The 17,533-nt window shown below is 72.4% G+C and carries 14 protein-coding genes and 1 pseudogene; 9 read left to right on the top strand and 6 right to left on the bottom strand.

What is annotated here, in order from left to right; genetic code table 11:
• Positions 1-19: 19 nt before the first annotated feature.
• The 3 genes from ACZ4V1_RS07415 to ACZ4V1_RS07425 form a co-directional block, all read right to left on the bottom strand.
• On the bottom strand, positions 20-1,207 hold the full coding sequence (locus tag ACZ4V1_RS07415; protein WP_468330690.1) for a beta-ketoacyl-[acyl-carrier-protein] synthase family protein: 1,188 nt from the start codon (positions 1,205-1,207) through the stop codon (positions 20-22).
• 737 nt (positions 1,208-1,944) lie between these two features.
• Positions 1,945-2,436, bottom strand: a complete 492-nt coding sequence (locus tag ACZ4V1_RS07420; protein WP_468330693.1) for a DinB family protein — start codon at positions 2,434-2,436, stop codon at positions 1,945-1,947.
• Positions 2,437-2,476: 40 nt separating this feature from the next.
• A complete protein-coding gene (locus ACZ4V1_RS07425) occupies positions 2,477-3,103 on the bottom strand; it encodes an SAM-dependent methyltransferase (protein WP_468330696.1) in 627 nt (208 codons plus the stop codon).
• Positions 3,104-3,340: 237 nt separating this feature from the next.
• Between ACZ4V1_RS07425 and ACZ4V1_RS07430 the strand changes: the two genes are divergently transcribed.
• From ACZ4V1_RS07430 to ACZ4V1_RS07470, 9 genes and pseudogenes are all read left to right on the top strand, one after another.
• Positions 3,341-3,928, top strand: a complete 588-nt coding sequence (locus ACZ4V1_RS07430; protein ID WP_468330699.1) for a helix-turn-helix domain-containing protein — start codon at positions 3,341-3,343, stop codon at positions 3,926-3,928.
• A 276-nt stretch (positions 3,929-4,204) separates the two neighbouring features.
• On the top strand, positions 4,205-5,788 hold the full coding sequence (locus tag ACZ4V1_RS07435; RefSeq protein WP_468330702.1) for a S8 family peptidase: 1,584 nt from the start codon (positions 4,205-4,207) through the stop codon (positions 5,786-5,788).
• Between the two features lie 263 nt (positions 5,789-6,051).
• Entirely contained in the window at positions 6,052-7,263 is a 1,212-nt protein-coding gene (locus ACZ4V1_RS07440) for a DUF4190 domain-containing protein (RefSeq protein ID WP_468330705.1), read from the top strand.
• Between the two features lie 147 nt (positions 7,264-7,410).
• The gene (locus tag ACZ4V1_RS07445) at positions 7,411-8,163 is read left to right on the top strand and encodes a GntR family transcriptional regulator (protein WP_468330708.1); all 753 of its coding nucleotides are present in this window, start codon (positions 7,411-7,413) and stop codon (positions 8,161-8,163) included.
• Positions 8,164-8,492: 329 nt separating this feature from the next.
• Positions 8,493-8,729, top strand: a pseudogene (locus ACZ4V1_RS07450) (hypothetical protein); the annotation flags it as partial.
• Positions 8,730-8,763: 34 nt separating this feature from the next.
• A complete protein-coding gene (locus ACZ4V1_RS07455; RefSeq protein ID WP_468330711.1) occupies positions 8,764-9,183 on the top strand; it encodes a (deoxy)nucleoside triphosphate pyrophosphohydrolase in 420 nt (139 codons plus the stop codon).
• A 135-nt stretch (positions 9,184-9,318) separates the two neighbouring features.
• Positions 9,319-9,729 carry an ATP-binding protein gene (locus ACZ4V1_RS07460; RefSeq protein WP_468330714.1) on the top strand — a complete coding sequence of 137 codons (411 nt, stop codon included), beginning with the start codon at positions 9,319-9,321 and terminating at the stop codon, positions 9,727-9,729.
• 313 nt (positions 9,730-10,042) lie between these two features.
• Positions 10,043-12,628: a SpoIIE family protein phosphatase gene (locus ACZ4V1_RS07465; protein WP_468330717.1), complete on the top strand. Its 2,586-nt coding sequence runs from the start codon at positions 10,043-10,045 to the stop codon at positions 12,626-12,628.
• 241 nt (positions 12,629-12,869) lie between these two features.
• A complete protein-coding gene (locus ACZ4V1_RS07470; RefSeq protein ID WP_468330720.1) occupies positions 12,870-13,964 on the top strand; it encodes a glycoside hydrolase family 18 protein in 1,095 nt (364 codons plus the stop codon).
• A 16-nt stretch (positions 13,965-13,980) separates the two neighbouring features.
• Here ACZ4V1_RS07470 and ACZ4V1_RS07475 read toward each other — a convergent pair whose 3' ends face one another.
• The 3 genes from ACZ4V1_RS07475 to ACZ4V1_RS07485 are packed head-to-tail and all read right to left on the bottom strand — an operon-like array spanning position 13,981 to position 17,524.
• Positions 13,981-14,748, bottom strand: a complete 768-nt coding sequence (locus ACZ4V1_RS07475; RefSeq protein ID WP_468330723.1) for a succinate dehydrogenase/fumarate reductase iron-sulfur subunit — start codon at positions 14,746-14,748, stop codon at positions 13,981-13,983.
• Positions 14,745-16,688, bottom strand: a complete 1,944-nt coding sequence (locus ACZ4V1_RS07480) for a fumarate reductase/succinate dehydrogenase flavoprotein subunit (protein WP_468330726.1) — start codon at positions 16,686-16,688, stop codon at positions 14,745-14,747. The genes ACZ4V1_RS07475 and ACZ4V1_RS07480 overlap by 4 nt, the downstream gene beginning before the upstream one ends.
• Entirely contained in the window at positions 16,688-17,524 is an 837-nt protein-coding gene (locus tag ACZ4V1_RS07485; protein WP_468330729.1) for a hypothetical protein, read from the bottom strand. The genes ACZ4V1_RS07480 and ACZ4V1_RS07485 overlap by 1 nt, the downstream gene beginning before the upstream one ends.
• Positions 17,525-17,533: the final 9 nt, after the last annotated feature.

Consider the following 17,533-nt stretch of genomic DNA (forward strand, 5'->3'; position numbering starts at 1 on the left):
GTCGTAGCGCGGGCTCGCGCTACAGCCACTCACCTTCCAGGGCGGTGGCCGTGAGGCCCGGTGCCGCCGCGTACAGGACGGCCCGGTCGCCCGGCTTCTGCCCGGCGTCGTGCGCCCTGCGCATGATGTCGAACACGGCGGCGCCTCCGCGGTTGCCGCTGGTGTAGCTGTCCCGGCTGTGCTCCAGCAGCCCCGACGGCCACGCGTCGGGCATCGTCTGCTCCATGTACTCCAGCACCCGGGTCCCGCCGGGGTGCGCGAGCAGGACGTCGGGGTGCCAGGAGCCGGGGTCGTCCCGGTAGCGCAGACGCAGCCACTCCCACATCGCCGTCACCGTCTCCTGTACGGCGCGCGGCCCGCGCCGGTCCATCACGAAGTGGGTGCCGTCCGACCGTGTCTCCAGGCGGTGCAGGTGCTGGGTGCCCGGCAGGGTGTGGTTCCAGGCGGTGTCCAGCCGCAGCACCGACTCGGGCCGCCGGCGGCCCGTGACCACCGCGGCGACCGCGGTGTCCGCGAACAGCAACCGGACGATCAGGGACTCCAGAGTGTCGTCCGCGGGCTGGTAGGTGGTGCTCAGCGCCTCCGAGATCACGACCAGGACGACCCGGTCGGGGTCCGCGGCCACGAGATCGGCCGCCAGCGCCAGGGAGCGGGTCCCGGCTATGCAGGCCCACTGCGTGGCCGGCAGCAGCATCACGTCGTTGCGGAGCGGAAGCCTGTTGGCCAGGGCGACGTCCAGACCCGGCAGCGCCGGGGTGGTGGAGTTGCTGGTGATCAGACAGTCGACGTCCGAGGCGTCCAGCCCGGCGATCTGCAGGGCGCCGCGTGCCGCACGCTCGCCGTAGGACTGCACGGCCTCCCAGGCGGGCGCGGTGCGCTCCTGGACGGTCTGCGGCGCGGGTACCGTCTCGAGGGCGGCGATCACGCGGTCCACGTCCTGTTCGGCGAACCCGTCGCGGGCCAGCGCCTCCCGGGCCGGGCCGGCACCGGCTGCCACCAGGCCGCCGCTCCCGTCGCCGGGGGCGACGGCGGTCTCCAGCGGCAGCATCCACCCGCGGGACTCGATGCCCGTACTGGCAGCGATGCCGTCGATCCGGGGTGCCCACGTCGCGTGTGGGTGCCGGCCGCGTACTTCCGCCACGATCTGGTCGGTCTCCACGGTGTGCTCGCCGTGAATCACGGCGGGAGGGCACAGGTAAGCGGCCACGGTTCGCGCCTTTCTACAGGGACGTATGGGGGCGTACTGGCTGGAACGTGCGGGGCGTGCAGGGCATGCGGGGCGGGGGAGCGCCACGAGTACCGCGCCATGGGTCACTTGGCGCTTCGCGTCCGGGGAAATGCCGCTGCGCTCTCCTTCGGGCGCCGGCATCCGTGTCGAGCATGGACGCCAAAAGGACATTTCCGCTGTGATGCAGTCAACTTGGGCGGCATTCAGGTGCGTGACTCGGCACACATCGCCCGAGACGGGGCTCCCTGGGCGCTCCCCCGCGGACTTGCCGTGATGTGCCGTCAGCCCGCCATCCCGGCGTGCGGCGCGCTGTCGGCCGTCGCCTCGACCACGCGTGCCTGGTGCTCCCCCTGTTGGAGCACGGGTACCCCGTACGGCCGCGGGGCCTCCGCTGCGTTCCGCACCATGTGGTGAGGACGTCACCCGGTACACGGTGGAGCCTTCGGGGGGGGCGGCGGTCGGGGTGCCGCTCCGGCCGCCCGGCGGGCGAGCGGGCCCGGGGGCCGACCACCGGGTCGTGGAGGCCGTCGGCCATGTCGGTGGCCCGCACGGCCACTTGGACGTTCACCGTGACCGCGCCACATCGCCGCGGTGCGCACCGGGCGGACGGCCCGATGCTCTCGGGGGCCCGCACGTCAACCGGCCCCGGTTGCCGCCCGCTTCGGCGTCGGACGTAGAAGTGGAAGGGGCACCCCCACCCCCACCCCCTTCCGGATTCAGCGCCCTGTCGCGCCGTCGATCAGTTCGCGGAGGATGTCCGCGTGGCCGGCGTGGCGGCCGGTCTCCTCGATCATGTGGGTGAGGGCCCAGCGGACACTCGGCGCGGGGTGCCCCGGGTCCGGCCGGGGGACCGGCCCGCCGAGGTCGGCGCAGTCGTCGAGGACGGCGTTCGCACGCCCGACGGCCTCCCGGTAGCGGGCGACGACGTCGCCCACGCCGTCCTCCGGCGCGGCACGGAACGTCGCCCGCCAGTCGGTGACCTTCTCGCCCAGGAAGATCGCGCGTTCGACGCAGGCGAGGTGGTTCAGCAGGCCGAGCAGGTTCGTGCCCGAGGGGACTTGGGCCGTTCGGACCTGCGGCTCGGGGGCGCCGTCGACCTTCGCGGCCACCGAGGTCCGGAGGTAGTCGAGGAAACCGCGCGGCACGTCGGCCTCGCTGCTTCCGGTCCGGGGCGGAGGGGTGTCCCTGCGGCGGGATCCGGTGGGCATGGTGGCCTCCTTCTTCGGGGGCGGCTCTCGGGCCGTTCGGTCAGGCGCCGCGGCGGACGAGCAGGACGTGGTCGACGAGCTCGGCGGTGCGCCCGTCCGGGCCGGTCGCCGTCCGGCGGGGGGCGTCGGCCCGCTCGACCGTCCACGTCGCCGGGTCCAGGCCGATGCCCGCCGCGACCTCCTGCGGGGTCGGGTAGCGGACGTCGGCATCCCGGTTCCACGACCACGGCGCGGTGGAGCCGTGGTCGACGACCAGCAGCCGCCCTCCCGGGCGCAGCGCATGCGCGGCCTTGCGCAGGACCGCCGCCCGGTCCAGGTCGAAGGGGGTGTGGAGGTAGTGGACGGAGACCAGGTCGAACCGGCCCTCGGGGAAGGAGCCGCGTAGGTCGTGCTGCCCGGCGGTGACCAGGTCGGCGAGCCCGAGCGAGCGGGCGTGGCCGGTGAGCCGGTCGGCCGCCACGGCCGAGATGTCGACGGCGGTGACCCGCCATCCCCGGCGGGCGAGCCACAGCGAGTCGCCGCCGTCGCCGCATCCGAGGTCCAGCACGTCCCCGGGCGGCAGGCCCGTGACCGTCTCGACGAGACGGACGTTCGGCCGCGGGTCGGTGGCCGGCGGCCGGCCGCCGTAGACACCGTCCCAGAACGTGACCGCATCGGTGGCACTCATCGGAACTCCCCTCTGTCTGCCCGGCTTGTCTGCCGGGATCGTCTGCAGGTCTCGTCCGTGGGACCTGCTCTCGTCCGTGGGACCTGTCTCGTCCGTGGGGCCTGTCTCGTCCGTGGGACTGACCTGTCTTGTACGTGGGCTTGTCTCGTCCGCAGCTCTTGTCCGCAGCGGTGCGGTCAGTCTCGTCAGGGGCTCGTGAACCGGCACGGAATCTTGCCGTTGTGGCAAGGTGGGCCGATGGACGGCGGAACGGAAGACGTGCTCGGCGCGGTGGGGCCCCGGCTGCGTGCGCTGCGGCGCGATCGCGGCATCACCCTCGCCGATCTCTCGGCGGCCACCGGAGTGTCGGAGAGCACGCTGTCCCGGCTGGAGAGCGGGCAGCGCCGGGCGACCCTGGAGCTGCTGCTGCCGCTCGCCCGCATCTACGACGTTCCGCTGGACGACCTCGTCGGTGCCCCGCGCACGGGCGACCCCCGTATCCACCTGAAGCCGATCCGGCGGTTCGGGATGGTCTTCGTGCCGCTGTCCCGGCGGCCGGGCGGGACCCAGGCCTTCAAAATGATCATCCCGAGCCGGCCACGCCCCCTCGAGCCGACCCCGCAGACGCACGAGGGCTTCGAATGGCTGTACGTGCTGGGCGGCCGGCTCCGGCTGGTGCTCGGCGAGCGCGACCTGACGCTGACGCCCGGCGAGGCCGCCGAGTTCGACACGTCCCTGCCGCACTGGCTGGGCAGCGCCGACGGCGGCGCGGTCGAACTGCTCGTCCTGTTCGGCCTCCAAGGGGTTCGTGCGCACGTGCGCACCGGCTCCCCGCCGGTCTCGTAGGGCACGCGCGGGGCCGGCCACCCCGGCGGACGACTGAACGACGGGTCAGGAAGCGAGTCGGGAAGCGGGTCTGGAAGCGGGTCGCTCAAACGACGCGGGGGCCCGCACATCCGTGCAAGGCCCTTGTGTAATTCCTCTGGAAGCCTCAATCTTTCGGCTGACGCACCAAAAGTCGCTCCGGATTGACATGACCATGACCCGATGGTCGTGGCCGGAGCGGCCTGCTCGGCGTGCACGAACCCCACCACGCACCACCGACTGAGGAGGACCCCTCACATGGCAGTGCTGCGTCAGCACCCCCACGGCACCACCCGGCGAAGACTGGCCGCCGTCAGCGCCGCGGCCACCGCGGCCCTCGCCGCGAGCCTCGTCTCCGCGCTCCCCGCCACCGCCGCGGAGGGCCACATCCAGTACGAGGGCGCGGCGAACGCGGTCGCCGGAAGCTACATCGTGACCCTGAAGGCGGACGAGGCGAAGGCCGGTTCGGCCGAGGGCCGCGCCGTCGCCAAGCGCCACGGCGCCGACATCGAGCGCACGTACACCAAGGCCCTGAACGGCTACGCGGTCGAGGCCTCCGAGACCGAGGCGAAACGTCTCGCCGCCGACCCGGCCGTCGCCTCCGTCGTCCAGGACCGCACCTTCCACGTCACCGGCACCCAGCCCAACCCGCCCTCGTGGGGCCTGGACCGCATCGACCAGCAGAACCGCCCGCTGGACAGCTCGTACACCTACCCGGACAGCGCCGGACGGGGCGTGACCGCGTACGTCATCGACACCGGCGTCCGCATCACCCACAACGACTTCGGCGGCCGCGCCTCCTACGGCTACGACGCCATCGACAACGACAACACCGCCCAGGACGGCCACGGCCACGGCACCCACGTCGCCGGCACCGTCGCGGGCGGCGCGTACGGCGTCGCCAAGCAGGCGAAGGTCGTCGGCGTCCGGGTGCTGAACAACTCCGGGTCCGGCACCACCGCGCAGGTCGTCGCCGGCATCGACTGGGTCGCCCGCAACGCGGTGAAGCCGGCCGTCGCCAACATGTCGCTGGGCGGCGGCGCCGACAGTGCCCTGGACACGGCCGTCCGCAACGCCATCGCCTCCGGGATCACCTTCGCCGTGGCGGCCGGCAACGAGTCCACCAACGCCTCCACCAAGTCCCCCGCCCGGGTGACCGAGGCGATAACGGTCGGCGCCACCACGTCGAGCGACTCCCGCGCGAGCTACTCCAACTACGGCTCGGTCCTGGACCTGTTCGCCCCCGGTTCGTCCATCACCTCGGCCTGGAACAGCGGCGACTCGGCCACCAACACCATCTCCGGTACGTCGATGGCGAGTCCGCACGTCGCCGGGGCCGCCGTGCTCTACCTGGCCGACAACCCCTCGTCCACACCCGCGCAGGTCGCCTCCGCGCTGACGTCCGCCGCCACCGGCGGCGTCGTCTCCAACCCCGGCAGCGGCTCGCCCAACCGGCTGCTGAACGTCGGCGACGGCGGCACCACGCCCCCGCCGACCGGTGACCGCTTCGAGAACACCGGCGACTACACCATCCGGGACAACGCCACCGTCGAGTCCCCGGTGACCGTCGCCGGAGTGTCGGGCAACGCGCCCTCGTCCCTGGCGGTCGAGGTGAACATCGTCCACAGCTACATCGGCGACCTCCAGGTCCAGCTGGTCGCCCCGGACGGCACGGCGTACACGCTGAAGTCGTACGGCACCGGCGGCAGCGCGAACGACATCAACACCACGTACACCGTGAACGCCTCCTCGGAGACCGCGAACGGCACGTGGAAGCTGCGGGTCAGCGACAACGCGTCCTGGGACACCGGGCGGATCGACGCCTGGGCCCTGCAGTTCTGACGGACCGCTCCTGACAGCGGCTCAGTGAAGGACCTCGCCCTCGCGGTGCGGCTCCGGGTCGGTGACCCGGCCCGCCGCGAGGGCGAGGCGCGTGTGCTGGTGCGGCCGTTCGCCGCCCGGATCGCCGCGTTCGCGACCCGCGTACCGCCCCCGCCTGCCGCGCGCTTAACATGCGCTCAGTCATCGACCGGCCGTCCGTCGGGCCGGCCGGTCCAGCCCCGCGGCGCCTTGGCGTCACCGCCCCGAACAGGAGCACGGCACACGTGTCCATACCGCCGCCCGGTCCCCAAGAGCCGCACGACCAGGGGCAGCACCTGCGGGGACCGTACCCGCAGGGCGGGTACGCACAGGTGCCGTATCCGCCGCAGGGGCCGTATCCGCCGAGGCAGCCGTACCCGGGCGGCTGGGGCGGGCCCTACGGGGCCTTCCCCCGGCAGCCTCCCGTCAACGGTGTGGCCATCGCCGCCTTCGTCCTCGGTGTCCTCTGCTTCGTACCGGCCGTCGGGCTCGTGCTGGGGCTGATCGCGCTGGCCCGGATCCGGAGGACGGGCGAGCGGGGCAAGGGGTTCGCCGTGGCCGGTTCCGTGCTGTCCTCCGTGGGGCTGGCCCTGTGGGTGCTGTCGCTCTCCACGGGCGCCGCCGCCGGCCTCTGGGACGGCTTCCGGGACGCCGCGCGGGGCGAGGGAACCGCCTACGCGCTCGAGAAGGGCCAGTGCTTCACCACACCCAGCGGATCCCTGCGGGGGGTGACCTACGACGTCGAACAGGTGCCCTGCCAGGAGGAGCACGACGGCGAGGTGTTCGCCGCCTTCGAGCTGCCGGGCGGTGCCTTCCCCGGCGACGCGGAGATCACCCGGGCCGCCGACGAGCGGTGCTACGGCCTCCAGGACGCGTACGCCATGGACCGGTGGGCGCTGCCGGCCGACGTCGACGTGTACTACCTGACCCCGACCGCGCAGAGCTGGCGCACGGGTGACCGGGAGATCACCTGTCTGTTCGGGAACACGGACGAGCGGGGGACGCTGACCGGCTCGCTGCGCAACGACGGGACGAGCCTCGACTCGCACCAGCACACGTACCTGGTGGCGGAGGGCTACCTCAACCGGGCCACGGACGAGATGCCCGTGGCGGAGACCGTCGAGGAGGACCTCGCCGGGTACCAGGTCTGGGCGGGGCAGATGTCGGAGGCGCTCGTCCGGGAGACCGGGACGCTGCGCGGGCACAGCTGGTCCGCCGGCGCCGAGCGGCCGGTCGCCGACCTGGTCGAGGACCTGGAGACGGCGCAGGAGGAGTGGGGACTGGCGGCGAAGGCCACCGACGTCGACACGTACTACGCGCACCTCGACAAGGGCTTCGCGCTCATCGAGGCCGACACGACGGTCACCGCCCGCAAGGCTCTGGGGCTCGACTCCACACCGCCGGTGTACGAGGAGGGCGGTGACGGAGGGGGAGAGAGCCCCGGCAAGGAGGTGTGACGGCTCCTATAGCGGGGAGAAAGTGCCTGCGTAAAGCCCTCCGTGGGGATAAGTCATCACTTCGAGTGATTCTCTGGCCTTTGCTTGCCTGGCGGAACCTACGGTTGCCACGCTGTTGCTGTCTGTACAACCCGATGGGAGCGGCCAGTGACATTCGGTGAGCAGCCGGCGTATCTGCGTGTCGCGGGTGATCTCCGCAAGAAGATCGCCGACGGCCTGCTGCCGCCCCACACCCGCCTCCCGTCCCAGGCGCGGATCCGTGAGGAGTACGGCGTCTCGGACACCGTCGCCCTGGAGGCGCGCAAGGTGCTGATGGCCGAGGGGCTGGTCGAGGGCCGCTCCGGATCCGGGACGTATGTGCGCGAGCGGCCCGTGCCCCGGCGCATCGCCCGCTCCGGGTACCGGCCGGCCGGTGGCGCCACGCCCTTCCGGCAGGAGCAGGCCGAAGGCATGACGCGCGGCACCTGGGAGTCGCGCAGCGAGCAGGCCGAGGCGAGCGGCGCCGTCGCCGAGCGGCTCGGGATCAAGCCCGGGGACCGGGTGATGTGCACGCGGTACGCCTTCCGGGACGGCGGCGAGGCCATGATGCTCTCCACCTCCTGGGAGCCGCTGGACCTCACCGGCCGTACGCCGGTGATGCTGCCCGAGGAGGGGCCGCTCGGCGGCATGGGCGTCGTCGAGCGGATGGCCGCGATCGACGTCGTCGTCGACAACGTCACCGAGGAGGTCGGCGCCCGCCCCGGCCTCGCCGAGGAGTTGCTCGCGCTCGGAGGGGTCCCGGGGCACGTGGTCCTGGTCATCCAGCGCACGTTCTACGCCTCGGGCCGGGCGGTCGAGACGGCCGACGTGGTCGTTCCCGCCGACCGCTACCGCGTGGCGTACCACCTGCCCGTCAAGTAGCGGCGCCGCCGGGGGAGTTCGCGCGTCGCCGGTGGTGTGAGATGGCGCACGCCTCTCGTGCGCCTCCCGCGCCCCCTTTTCGTTGCCGGCGCCGGTCGCCGTACCTCGTGCCGTGGTCCGCTCGACACCGGATTCCGGTCGTTCCCGCAGGTCGTCCCCGGGGCTTCGGGCATGCCTCCGACCGGAAGCACTTGAGTGCGCGGACGGCGCGTTTCACATCGTGCGCCCCCTGCGTTCTGGCTGGTTGCGTACCTCTTTGTGCAAAGCCGTATTCGCTGCGTGAAGGTTGGGCGTAGGCTCCGGCATATGCGGATTGCGGTTTCCTTGGCGGGCGGGGCGCGGCGCGGGCCGCGGGCGGGAAGTGGAGGGGCGCGATGAACGACGGCACGGTCACTCTTCCCTGGCTGGTCTTCCGGCGGGACGACAACGGCAATCGCTACCGCGTGGGCAGGTACGCGACCCGGGCCGAGGCCCAGAGGATCGCGGACACCCTCGACGGTCGCGGCCACCAGCAGCTCTACTGGGTCGAGAGGCTCGGCCCGAACGGCACGGGCACGGCGGACTGACCGCGTCGGCGGGACAGGCCGTAGGCTCCGGCGCATGACGGAACGGATCGTGGTGGGTGCCGCCCTCGTCGACGGTGGCCGGCTGCTCGCCGCGCGCCGCAGCGCACCGGCCGAGCTGGCCGGACGGTGGGAGCTGCCCGGCGGCAAGGTGGAGGCGGGCGAGGAGCCCGAGGCGGCCCTCGTGCGCGAACTGCGCGAGGAACTGGGCGTGACGGCCGAGCCCGGTGAGCGGGTCCCGGGGCAGTGGCCCCTGCGTCCGCCGCTCGTCCTCCAGGTGTGGACAGCCCGCCTGCTCCCCGGCTCCGCCTCCCCCGAACCCCTCGAGGACCACGACGCCCTGCGCTGGCTCGGCCCCGCCGAGATCTGGGACGTGCCCTGGCTCGACCAGGACGTGCCGGCCGTCCAGGCGGTGCTCGCGTACCTGGGGCCGGCGGCGGACGCGCGGGGCGTGTGAGAGCTCCGGAGCGAGCGCCCCGTACGCCGTCGATGCCACAGTGCGCCCTTCCGGGCGGTACCGGCACCCGAATATCGGGTATGTGCCCATTAACCCCACGAAAGCGGACATGGGTGGGGGTCGCCGGCCGGGGAAGTGATCGGCGTGATCGACAGCGAAGACGGCTGTGCCGAGTGGGTCTTTCCCGCGGCGCCGGACGCCGTGCGGACCGCCCGCTCCCTCGTCCGCCGCACCCTGCACGGGTGGGACCTCGACAGCGTCTGCGACGTCGCCGCCCTGCTGGTGAGCGAGCTGGTCACCAACGCCCTGCGGCACGCCACCGGCCCCATCGGCGTCCGCCTGGTACGCCATCCCGCCGGACCGGACGGCGTGCTGCTCGTCGAGGTCTCCGATCCGCTTCCGGACCCGCCCCGCGAGCGGGTCGCCCGCCCCGGGGACGAGGACGGCCGGGGGCTGCAACTGGTGGCCTCCTCCGCCCGCCGCTGGGGAACCCGGCCCGGAGAGGTGGGCAAGACCGTGTGGTTCGAACTCGCGGTGCCGCGATGACCGGGTGACACAACGATTTCCGGGCGTACTTGACTCCTTTCGGTACGTCCCTCGCCGCCCCGGAACGCCCCGGCACCGGCCCTGGTCCCGACGGCCGACTGGTTCAGGCCAGTGGCAGTTGTCGAACTGCGTGATTCGATGTCGTGTCCGCTGGTTAGAAGACTGGAAGTGTTGTCACGGTCCGGACCGAAAAGCATCGGGACCGTGCTGTGATCGTGAACACCGTGTTGTGCGGCGCCGTAGTGCTGGATACTGCGGGCAGCCGCCCCCGGTGACCGGTGCCGGACGCGGTGAGCTGGAGGGGACGGTTCGCGTGAGCGAGATACCAGCGAGGGCCACGGAGTCCGAGGGCCCGTCGGACGGCGCGCCGTTCGGTGACGCGGTGTGGCAGAGCAGCCCGCCCGGCTCCATCTACGACTACGTGAAGGTCGCGTCCTTCTCCATCGGCCCCGACGGGCTCGTCGACCAGTGGAGCCTGCGCGCGGAGCAACTGCTCGGCATCCGGGCCGGGCAAGCCGTGGGCACCGACCCCATCGAGGCCTTCATCGACCCCGACCTGCGGGAGCGGGGCCAGCGCAAGATGGCCGAGATCCTGGACGGCCGGGAGTGGACCGGCGTGGTCCCCTTCCGGGTGCCGGACGACGGCGCCGATGCGGGGCACCGCCGGCCCGGACAGCGCGGGCTCGCCGAGGTGTACGTCATGCCGACGCGGACGGAGGACGGTGAGAAGGCCGCCGTCTGCATCGTGGTCGACGTCCGCGTCCTGCGCACCATCGAGACCGACCTCGCCGCCTCGCAGGCCATATTCGGCCAGTCTCCGTTCGGCTTCCTGCTGATCGACCCCGACCTCAGGGTGCGCCGCGCCAACGAGCGGTTCGCCTCCGTCTTCGGCGGCACGCCCGACGACCACCGCGGCAAGGGCGTCCACGACTACCTGCCGCGCGCCGAAAGCGACCGGGTCTCGGCGACCCTGCGCCGGGTGCTGGAGACCGGGGACTCCATCACCGACATGCACGTCACCGGCTTCGTGCCGGGCACGGAGGAACGCCGCCACTGGTCCGTCAACCTCTACCGCGTGCACAGCGGTTCCGGCCGGCCCATCGGCGTGGCCTGGCTCGGAACCGACATCACCGCCCGCCGCGAGGCCGCCCGCGAGGCCGCCGCCGCCCGGCGCAACCTCGCCCTCCTCAACGAGGCGGGCGCACGCATCGGCAACTCCCTGGACCTGGAGACCACCGCCCGCGAACTCCTCCACGTCGTCGTCCCCGGCTTCTGCGACCTGGCCACCGTCGACCTCTACCAGGGCCTGCTGGTGGGAGACGAGACCCCGCCCGGCCTCGCCGACGGCAGCGCGGAGCTGCGCCGCGTGGCCTTCTCCAGCGCGGTCTCCGACGTGCCGTTCCACGGCACCGGCGAGCGGGTCCAGCTCGGCGCCGTCCACCACTACCCGTTCAACTCGCCCTGCGCGGACGCCCTGCGCACCGCCCGCCCGCGCGCCGTCCCCGCCGAGGACGGCGGCCTGGTGCAGTCCACGCTGGCCGTGCCGATGGTCGCCCACGACACGGTCGTGGGACTCGTGCAGTTCGCCCGGGCCAAGGGCAGCGAGCCGTTCGGGGACCGCGACCGCGACCTCGCCGTGGAGCTGGCCGCGCGGGCCGCCGTCTGCATCGACAACGCCCGCCTCTACCGGCGTGAGCACGAGCGCGCGCTGATCCTGCAACGCTCCCTGCTCCCGCCCGGCGACCCCGAGGCGTCCGGCCTCGACATCGCCTGCCGCTACCTGCCCGGCAACGCGGCCACCGGCCGCTCCAGCGAGGTCGGCGGCGACTGGTTCGACGTGATCGAACTACCCGGACACCGCACCGCGTTGGTCGTCGGCGACGTCATGGGACGCGGCCTGCGCGCCGCCGTCGCCATGGGTGAACTCCGCACCGCCGTACGCACGCTGGCCCAGCTCGACATCGAACCGGCCGAGGTGCTCTCCCAGCTGGACGAGATCGCGCGCGGCCTCGGAGCCCCCGGGGGTGTCCAGCAGGCGACCCGGGCCGCCCGCCGCCCCCGCGAGGCCGACCTGTCCGAGGTCTACCTGGCGACCTGCGTCTACGCCGTCTACGACTCGGTCACCAGGCGCTGCACCTTCGCCAACGCGGGCCACCTGCCGCCCGTGCTGGTCGAGCCCGGCGAGTCCGCGCTGATGCTGGACGTCCCCCCGGGCCTGCCGCTCGGCGTCGGAGGCGAGCCCTTCGAGGAGGTGGAGGTGGAACTGCCAGAGGGGTCCCTGCTCGCCCTCTACACGGACGGACTGGTCGAAAGCCGCGACCACCCCCTCGACGAGGGCCTCCAGGCCTTCGTCGGCGCGCTCACGGACCCCACCCGTCCCCTGGAAGACGTCTGCGACCAGGTCCTCAACACCCTCGACAGCCACCACGGCGAGGACGACATCGCGCTGCTGATGGCCCGCGTCCAGGGCCTGCCCAGCGAGTCCGTCGGCGACTGGACCCTGCCGCGCGAGCCGCGCAGCGTCGGCCGGGCGCGCGAGCTGGCCCGCGCCCAGCTGCTCGACTGGGACATGGAGACGCTGGTCGACACGACGGAGCTGCTCGTCAGCGAACTGGTCACCAACGCCCTGAGGTACGGCGAGGGCGAGATCAGACTCCGCCTCCTCCTCGACCGCACCCTGGTCTGCGAGGTCTGGGACTCCGGCCTGGTCCAGCCCCGCCGACGCCGCGCCCGCGACACCGATGAGGGCGGGCGCGGCCTGCAACTGGTCGGACTGCTCAGCGCCGCCTGGGGCTCACGCCGCACGCCGCGTGGCAAGACGGTGTGGTTCGAACTGCCCCTCCCGGGCGCCGACACCCAGCTCACGGACCCGGCGGAGGCCCTGCTGAGCCTGTTCTGACCCGGCCCGGTGTCGTGCGGGTCCGGGCGCGCCGGACGCGGCGCCGGTGGCCGCAGCCGGCCAGCAGCAGCGCCGTCGCGGCCGTGACCAGGGGCGGCACCAGGTCGGCGGAGATCACCGCGCCGCGCTCCCGACCGCAACCGGAACACCGGTTCGAGTCGTCCACGCTGGCAACACGTTCGGAGCGTATGCGCGTGAACCGGCCACCGCGACCGGGGGCGGGCCAGAGGGAGGGAACACCGTGGAGCAGACGGAATCGAAGGCCACCGAACCGGCAGCCGCCGACGACGAGAGCCCCACGGGCGGTGCGAGCGGGAACACGAAGAGGAAAAGACGGCTCCGCCGCCTGCGCCGCGTCACCCTCGCCGTCCTCCTGGTCCTGCTCGTGCCCCTCCTCACCGCCGAGACGGCCCTGCGCGTCAACTACATGGGCGACCCCGCCGACGGCACCTACACCAGGAACCGCGACGCGATGTGGCTCGGCCACGCCTGGGTCGACGGCCGCAAGGGCGACGCGGACCTCGCCGCCTTCGCCGGCCGCGTGGAGACCACCGGCATCCGCGACCTGTACGTCCACACCGGCCCGCTGGAACACGACGGCACCCTGCCCGAGGCCCGCTACCCCAAGGCCCGCTGGCTGATCGACGCCGTGCACCGGGAACTGCCCGGCGTCCGTGTCCAGGCCTTCCTCGGCGACGTCCTGGTCACCGAGGGCGCCGAGGGCATGCACCTGGCGAAGGCCGGCACCCGGGCCGCCGTCGTCGACTCCGCCCGCCAGGTCCTGGACGCGGGCTACGACGGCGTCCACCTCGACCTGGAGCCCCTGCACTCCGGCGACCGGGACTACCTCTCCCTCCTGGACGACCTGCGCGCCGTCACCCGTGCCCGGGACGCGCAGCTGTCCGTGGCCACCCACCAGATCGATCCGCTCCCGGCCCTCCACTCCGTCTTCGGCGTCTTCACCGAGAACCCCAAGTGGTGGTCGCAGGAGTTCTTCGGCCAGGTCGCCCGACGCGTCGACCAGGTCGCCGTGATGACCTACGACACCGCGCAGCCGCTGGAGGGCACCTACGGCGGCTACGTGGCCCAGCAGACCTCCCTGGCCCTGGAGGTCACGCCGCCCACCACCCACCTGCTGATGGGCCTGCCCTTCTACCACGAGAGCAACTTCGACCACTGGGGCCACGCCGAGACCGTCGCCGCCGCCGTACGCGGCGTCCGCCTGGGCCTGTCCCGCACGGACGCGGACCGGAAGCTCTTCGGGGTCGCTCCGTACATCGACTTCGCGGCGACGGAGAAGAACTGGGACGAGTACCGCGAGGGCTGGGTCCGCTGAGCGGGCGCTCGACGCCCTAGGACCGGCGCCTGATCTTCGACCCCAGCCACACCAGCGGGTCGTACTTGCGGTCCACGGCCCGTTCCTTCAGCGGGATCAGCGCGTTGTCCGTGATCTTGATGCCCTCGGGGCAGACCTCCGTGCAGCACTTGGTGATGTTGCAGTAGCCGAGGCCGTGTTCGTCCTGGGCCGTGCGCCCACGGTCCAGGCCGGTGTCGCCGGCCGCGTCCAGCGGGTGCATGTCCAGTTCGGCGACGCGCATGAGGAAGCGCGGGCCCGCGAAGGCGGGTTTGTTCTCCTCGTGGTCACGGACCACATGGCAGGTGTCCTGGCACAGGAAGCACTCGATGCACTTGCGGAACTCCTGCGAGCGGTCGACGTCCTCCTGCATCATCCGGTACTCGCCGGGCCCCAGGTCGGCGGGCGGGACGAAGGACGGGACCTCGCGGGCCTTGGTGTAGTTGAAGCCGACGTCCGTCACCAGGTCGCGGATGACCGGGAAGGCGCGCAGGGGCGTGACGGTGACCGTCTCCTCGGGGGAGAAGACGGACATCCGGGTCATGCACAGCAGCCGCGGCCGTCCGTTGATCTCCGCCGAGCACGAACCGCACTTGCCCGCCTTGCAGTTCCAGCGCACGGCGAGGTCGGGGGCCTGCGTGGCCTGGAGCCGGTGGATGATGTCGAGGACCACCTCGCCCTCGTTCACCTCGACCTCGAAGTCCTCGAGGCCGCCGCCCTCGACGTCTCCCCGCCACACCTTGAAGCGAGCCTCGTAGCCGCTCATTCGGACAGCTCCTCCTCGGCGAGGTACTTGACCAGCTCGTCCTTCTCGAAGAGGGCGAGCAGGTCGGGTCGGACGGGCTCGGTGGTCCGCCGCTCCAGCGTGATCTGGCCGCGCTCGGGGTCCGCCGCCGCCAGGCCGCCACTCGGGTCGGCCAGGGAGCACACCAGGTTGGCCGGGCGCCACCGGCGGTCCATCGACGGATGGTCCTCGCGGGTGTGCCCGCCGCGCGACTCGGTGCGCTCCAGCGCGGCCCGCGCCACGCATTCGCTGACCAGCAGCATGTTGCGCAGGTCCAGGGCGAGGTGCCAGCCCGGGTTGAACTGCCGGTGCCCCTCGACTCCGGCCCGGTGGGCCCGTACCCGCAGCTCCGCGAGCTTCTCCAGGGCCTGCTTCATCTCCGGCTCGCGGCGGATGATGCCGACCAGGTCGTTCATCGTCTGCTGGAGCTCCTGGTGGAGGGTGTACGGGTTCTCCGGCGGGCCGTCGGACGCCTCGGGTGCCTCGGCCTCGGCGGAGAACGGCCGCAGCGCCTCCGCGGCGGCGGCGTCGACCTGGTCGTCGTCCACCCGGGGCCGCCCGGCGGACGCCCGGCCGGCCGCGTACTCTGCGGCGTGCCAGCCCGCCCGGCGCCCGAAGACCAGCAGGTCGGACAGGGAGTTGCCGCCGAGCCGGTTGGAGCCGTGCATGCCGCCGGCCACCTCACCGGCCGCGAACAGCCCCGGCACCCCGCGTGCGGCGGCCGAGTCGGAGTCGACGGCGATGCCGCCCATCACGTAGTGGCAGGTGGGCCCGACCTCCATCGGCTCGGCCGTGATGTCGACGTCCGCCAGCTCCTTGAACTGGTGGTACATCGAGGGCAGCCGACGCTGGATCACCTCGGCGGGCATCCGCGTGGAGACGTCGAGGAAGACCCCGCCGTGCGGGGAGCCCCGGCCCTCCTTGACCTCGGAGTTGATCGCGCGCGCGACCTCGTCCCGGGGGAGCAGCTCGGGTGGCCGCCGGTTGTGGTCCGGGTCGTCGTACCAGCGGTCGGCCTCCTCCTCCGTCACCGCGTACTTGTCCTTGAAGACGTCGGGGACGTAGTCGAACATGAACCGCTTGCCGTCGGAGTTCCTGAGCACCCCGCCGTCGCCGCGCACCGACTCGGTGACCAGGATGCCCTTCACGGACGGCGGCCAGACCATGCCGGTCGGGTGGAACTGCACGAACTCCATGTTCAGCAGCGGCGCCCCGGCCAGCAGTGCCAGCGCGTGGCCGTCACCCGTGTACTCCCACGAGTTCGACGTCACCTTGAAGGACTTACCGATGCCGCCCGTGGCGATCACCACCGAGGGCGCCTCCAGTACGAAGAAGCGGCCCGACTCCCGCTCGTAGCCGAAGACGCCCGATACCTGGCCGCCCTCCTTGAGCACGCGGGTGACCGTGCACTCCTGGAAGACCTTCAGGCGGGACTCGTAGTCGCCGCTCTCCCGGAAGTCCTCCTGCTGGAGCGAGACGATCTTCTGCTGGAGGGTGCGGATCAGCTCCAGGCCCGTGCGGTCGCCGACGTGGGCGAGGCGCGGGTACTCGTGGCCGCCGAAGTTGCGCTGCGAGATCCGGCCGTCCTTCGTACGGTCGAACAGCGCGCCCCAGGTCTCCAGCTCCCACACCCGCTGCGGGGCCTCCTGGGCGTGCAGCTCGGCCATCCGCCACTGGTTGAGGAACTTGCCGCCGCGCATGGTGTCGCGGAAGTGCACCTGCCAGTCGTCGCCGGAGTTGGCGTTGCCCATGGCGGCCGCGATGCCGCCCTCGGCCATCACGGTGTGCGCCTTGCCGAACAGCGACTTGCAGATCACGGCGGTACGGGCGCCCCGTTCGCGGGCCTCGATGGCGGCGCGCAGCCCGGCGCCGCCCGCGCCCACCACGACGACGTCCCATTCCTGCCGGTCGACCACGGACATCAGAACAACCTCGGATCGTCGAAGGCACCGGACGCGACGAGATACACGTAGAAGTCGGCGAGCGCCACGCTCACCAGTGAGGCCCAGGCGAGCAGCATGTGCCGGGCGTTGAGCCTGCCGACCCACTGCCACATCCGGTAGCGCACGGGGTGCCGGGAGAAGTGCTTGAGCTTGCCGCCGACGATGTGCCGGCAGGAGTGGCAGGAGAGGGTGTATGCCCAGATCAGCACGATGTTGACGAGGAACACCAGGGTGCCCAGGCCCATGTGGCCCCACGCGTAGTGCTCGTCGCGGAAGGCGAGCACGGTGTCGTAGGTGAGGATCAGCGCGACCAGGAGCGCGGCGTAGAAGAAGTACCGGTGGATGTTCTGCAGGATGAGCGGGAAGCGGGTCTCGCCGGTGTACTTCTTGTGCGGCTCGGCCACCGCGCAGGCCGGCGGGGACGCCCAGAACCCCCGGTAGTAGGCCTTGCGGTAGTAGTAGCAGGTCAGGCGGAAGCCGAGCGGGAAGATCAGGATGATGATCGCGGGGGAGATGCCCCACCAGCCGCCGAACAGTTCCCAGTTGGGGCCGCCGCGCATCGGCTCGCAGTTCTCCGCCAGACAGGGGGAGTAGAAGGGCGAGACGTACGGCGCCGCGTAGTAGTCCGCGTTGGCGAAGGCCCGCCAGGTCGAGTAGACGACGAAGGCCAGCAGGCCCGCGGCGGTGGCGGCCGGTGCCAGCCACCAGCGGTCGGTGCGCAGGTGCGGGGCGCGGATGGCGGCGCGCGTCGGGGTGTGGACGCCACCGCCTCGGGGATGGGGTTCGGTGGCTGGAGGTTCCGTACCAGTGGCCACTGGGCGACT

It is taken from the genome of Streptomyces sp. NPDC028991 (assembly GCF_055564775.1).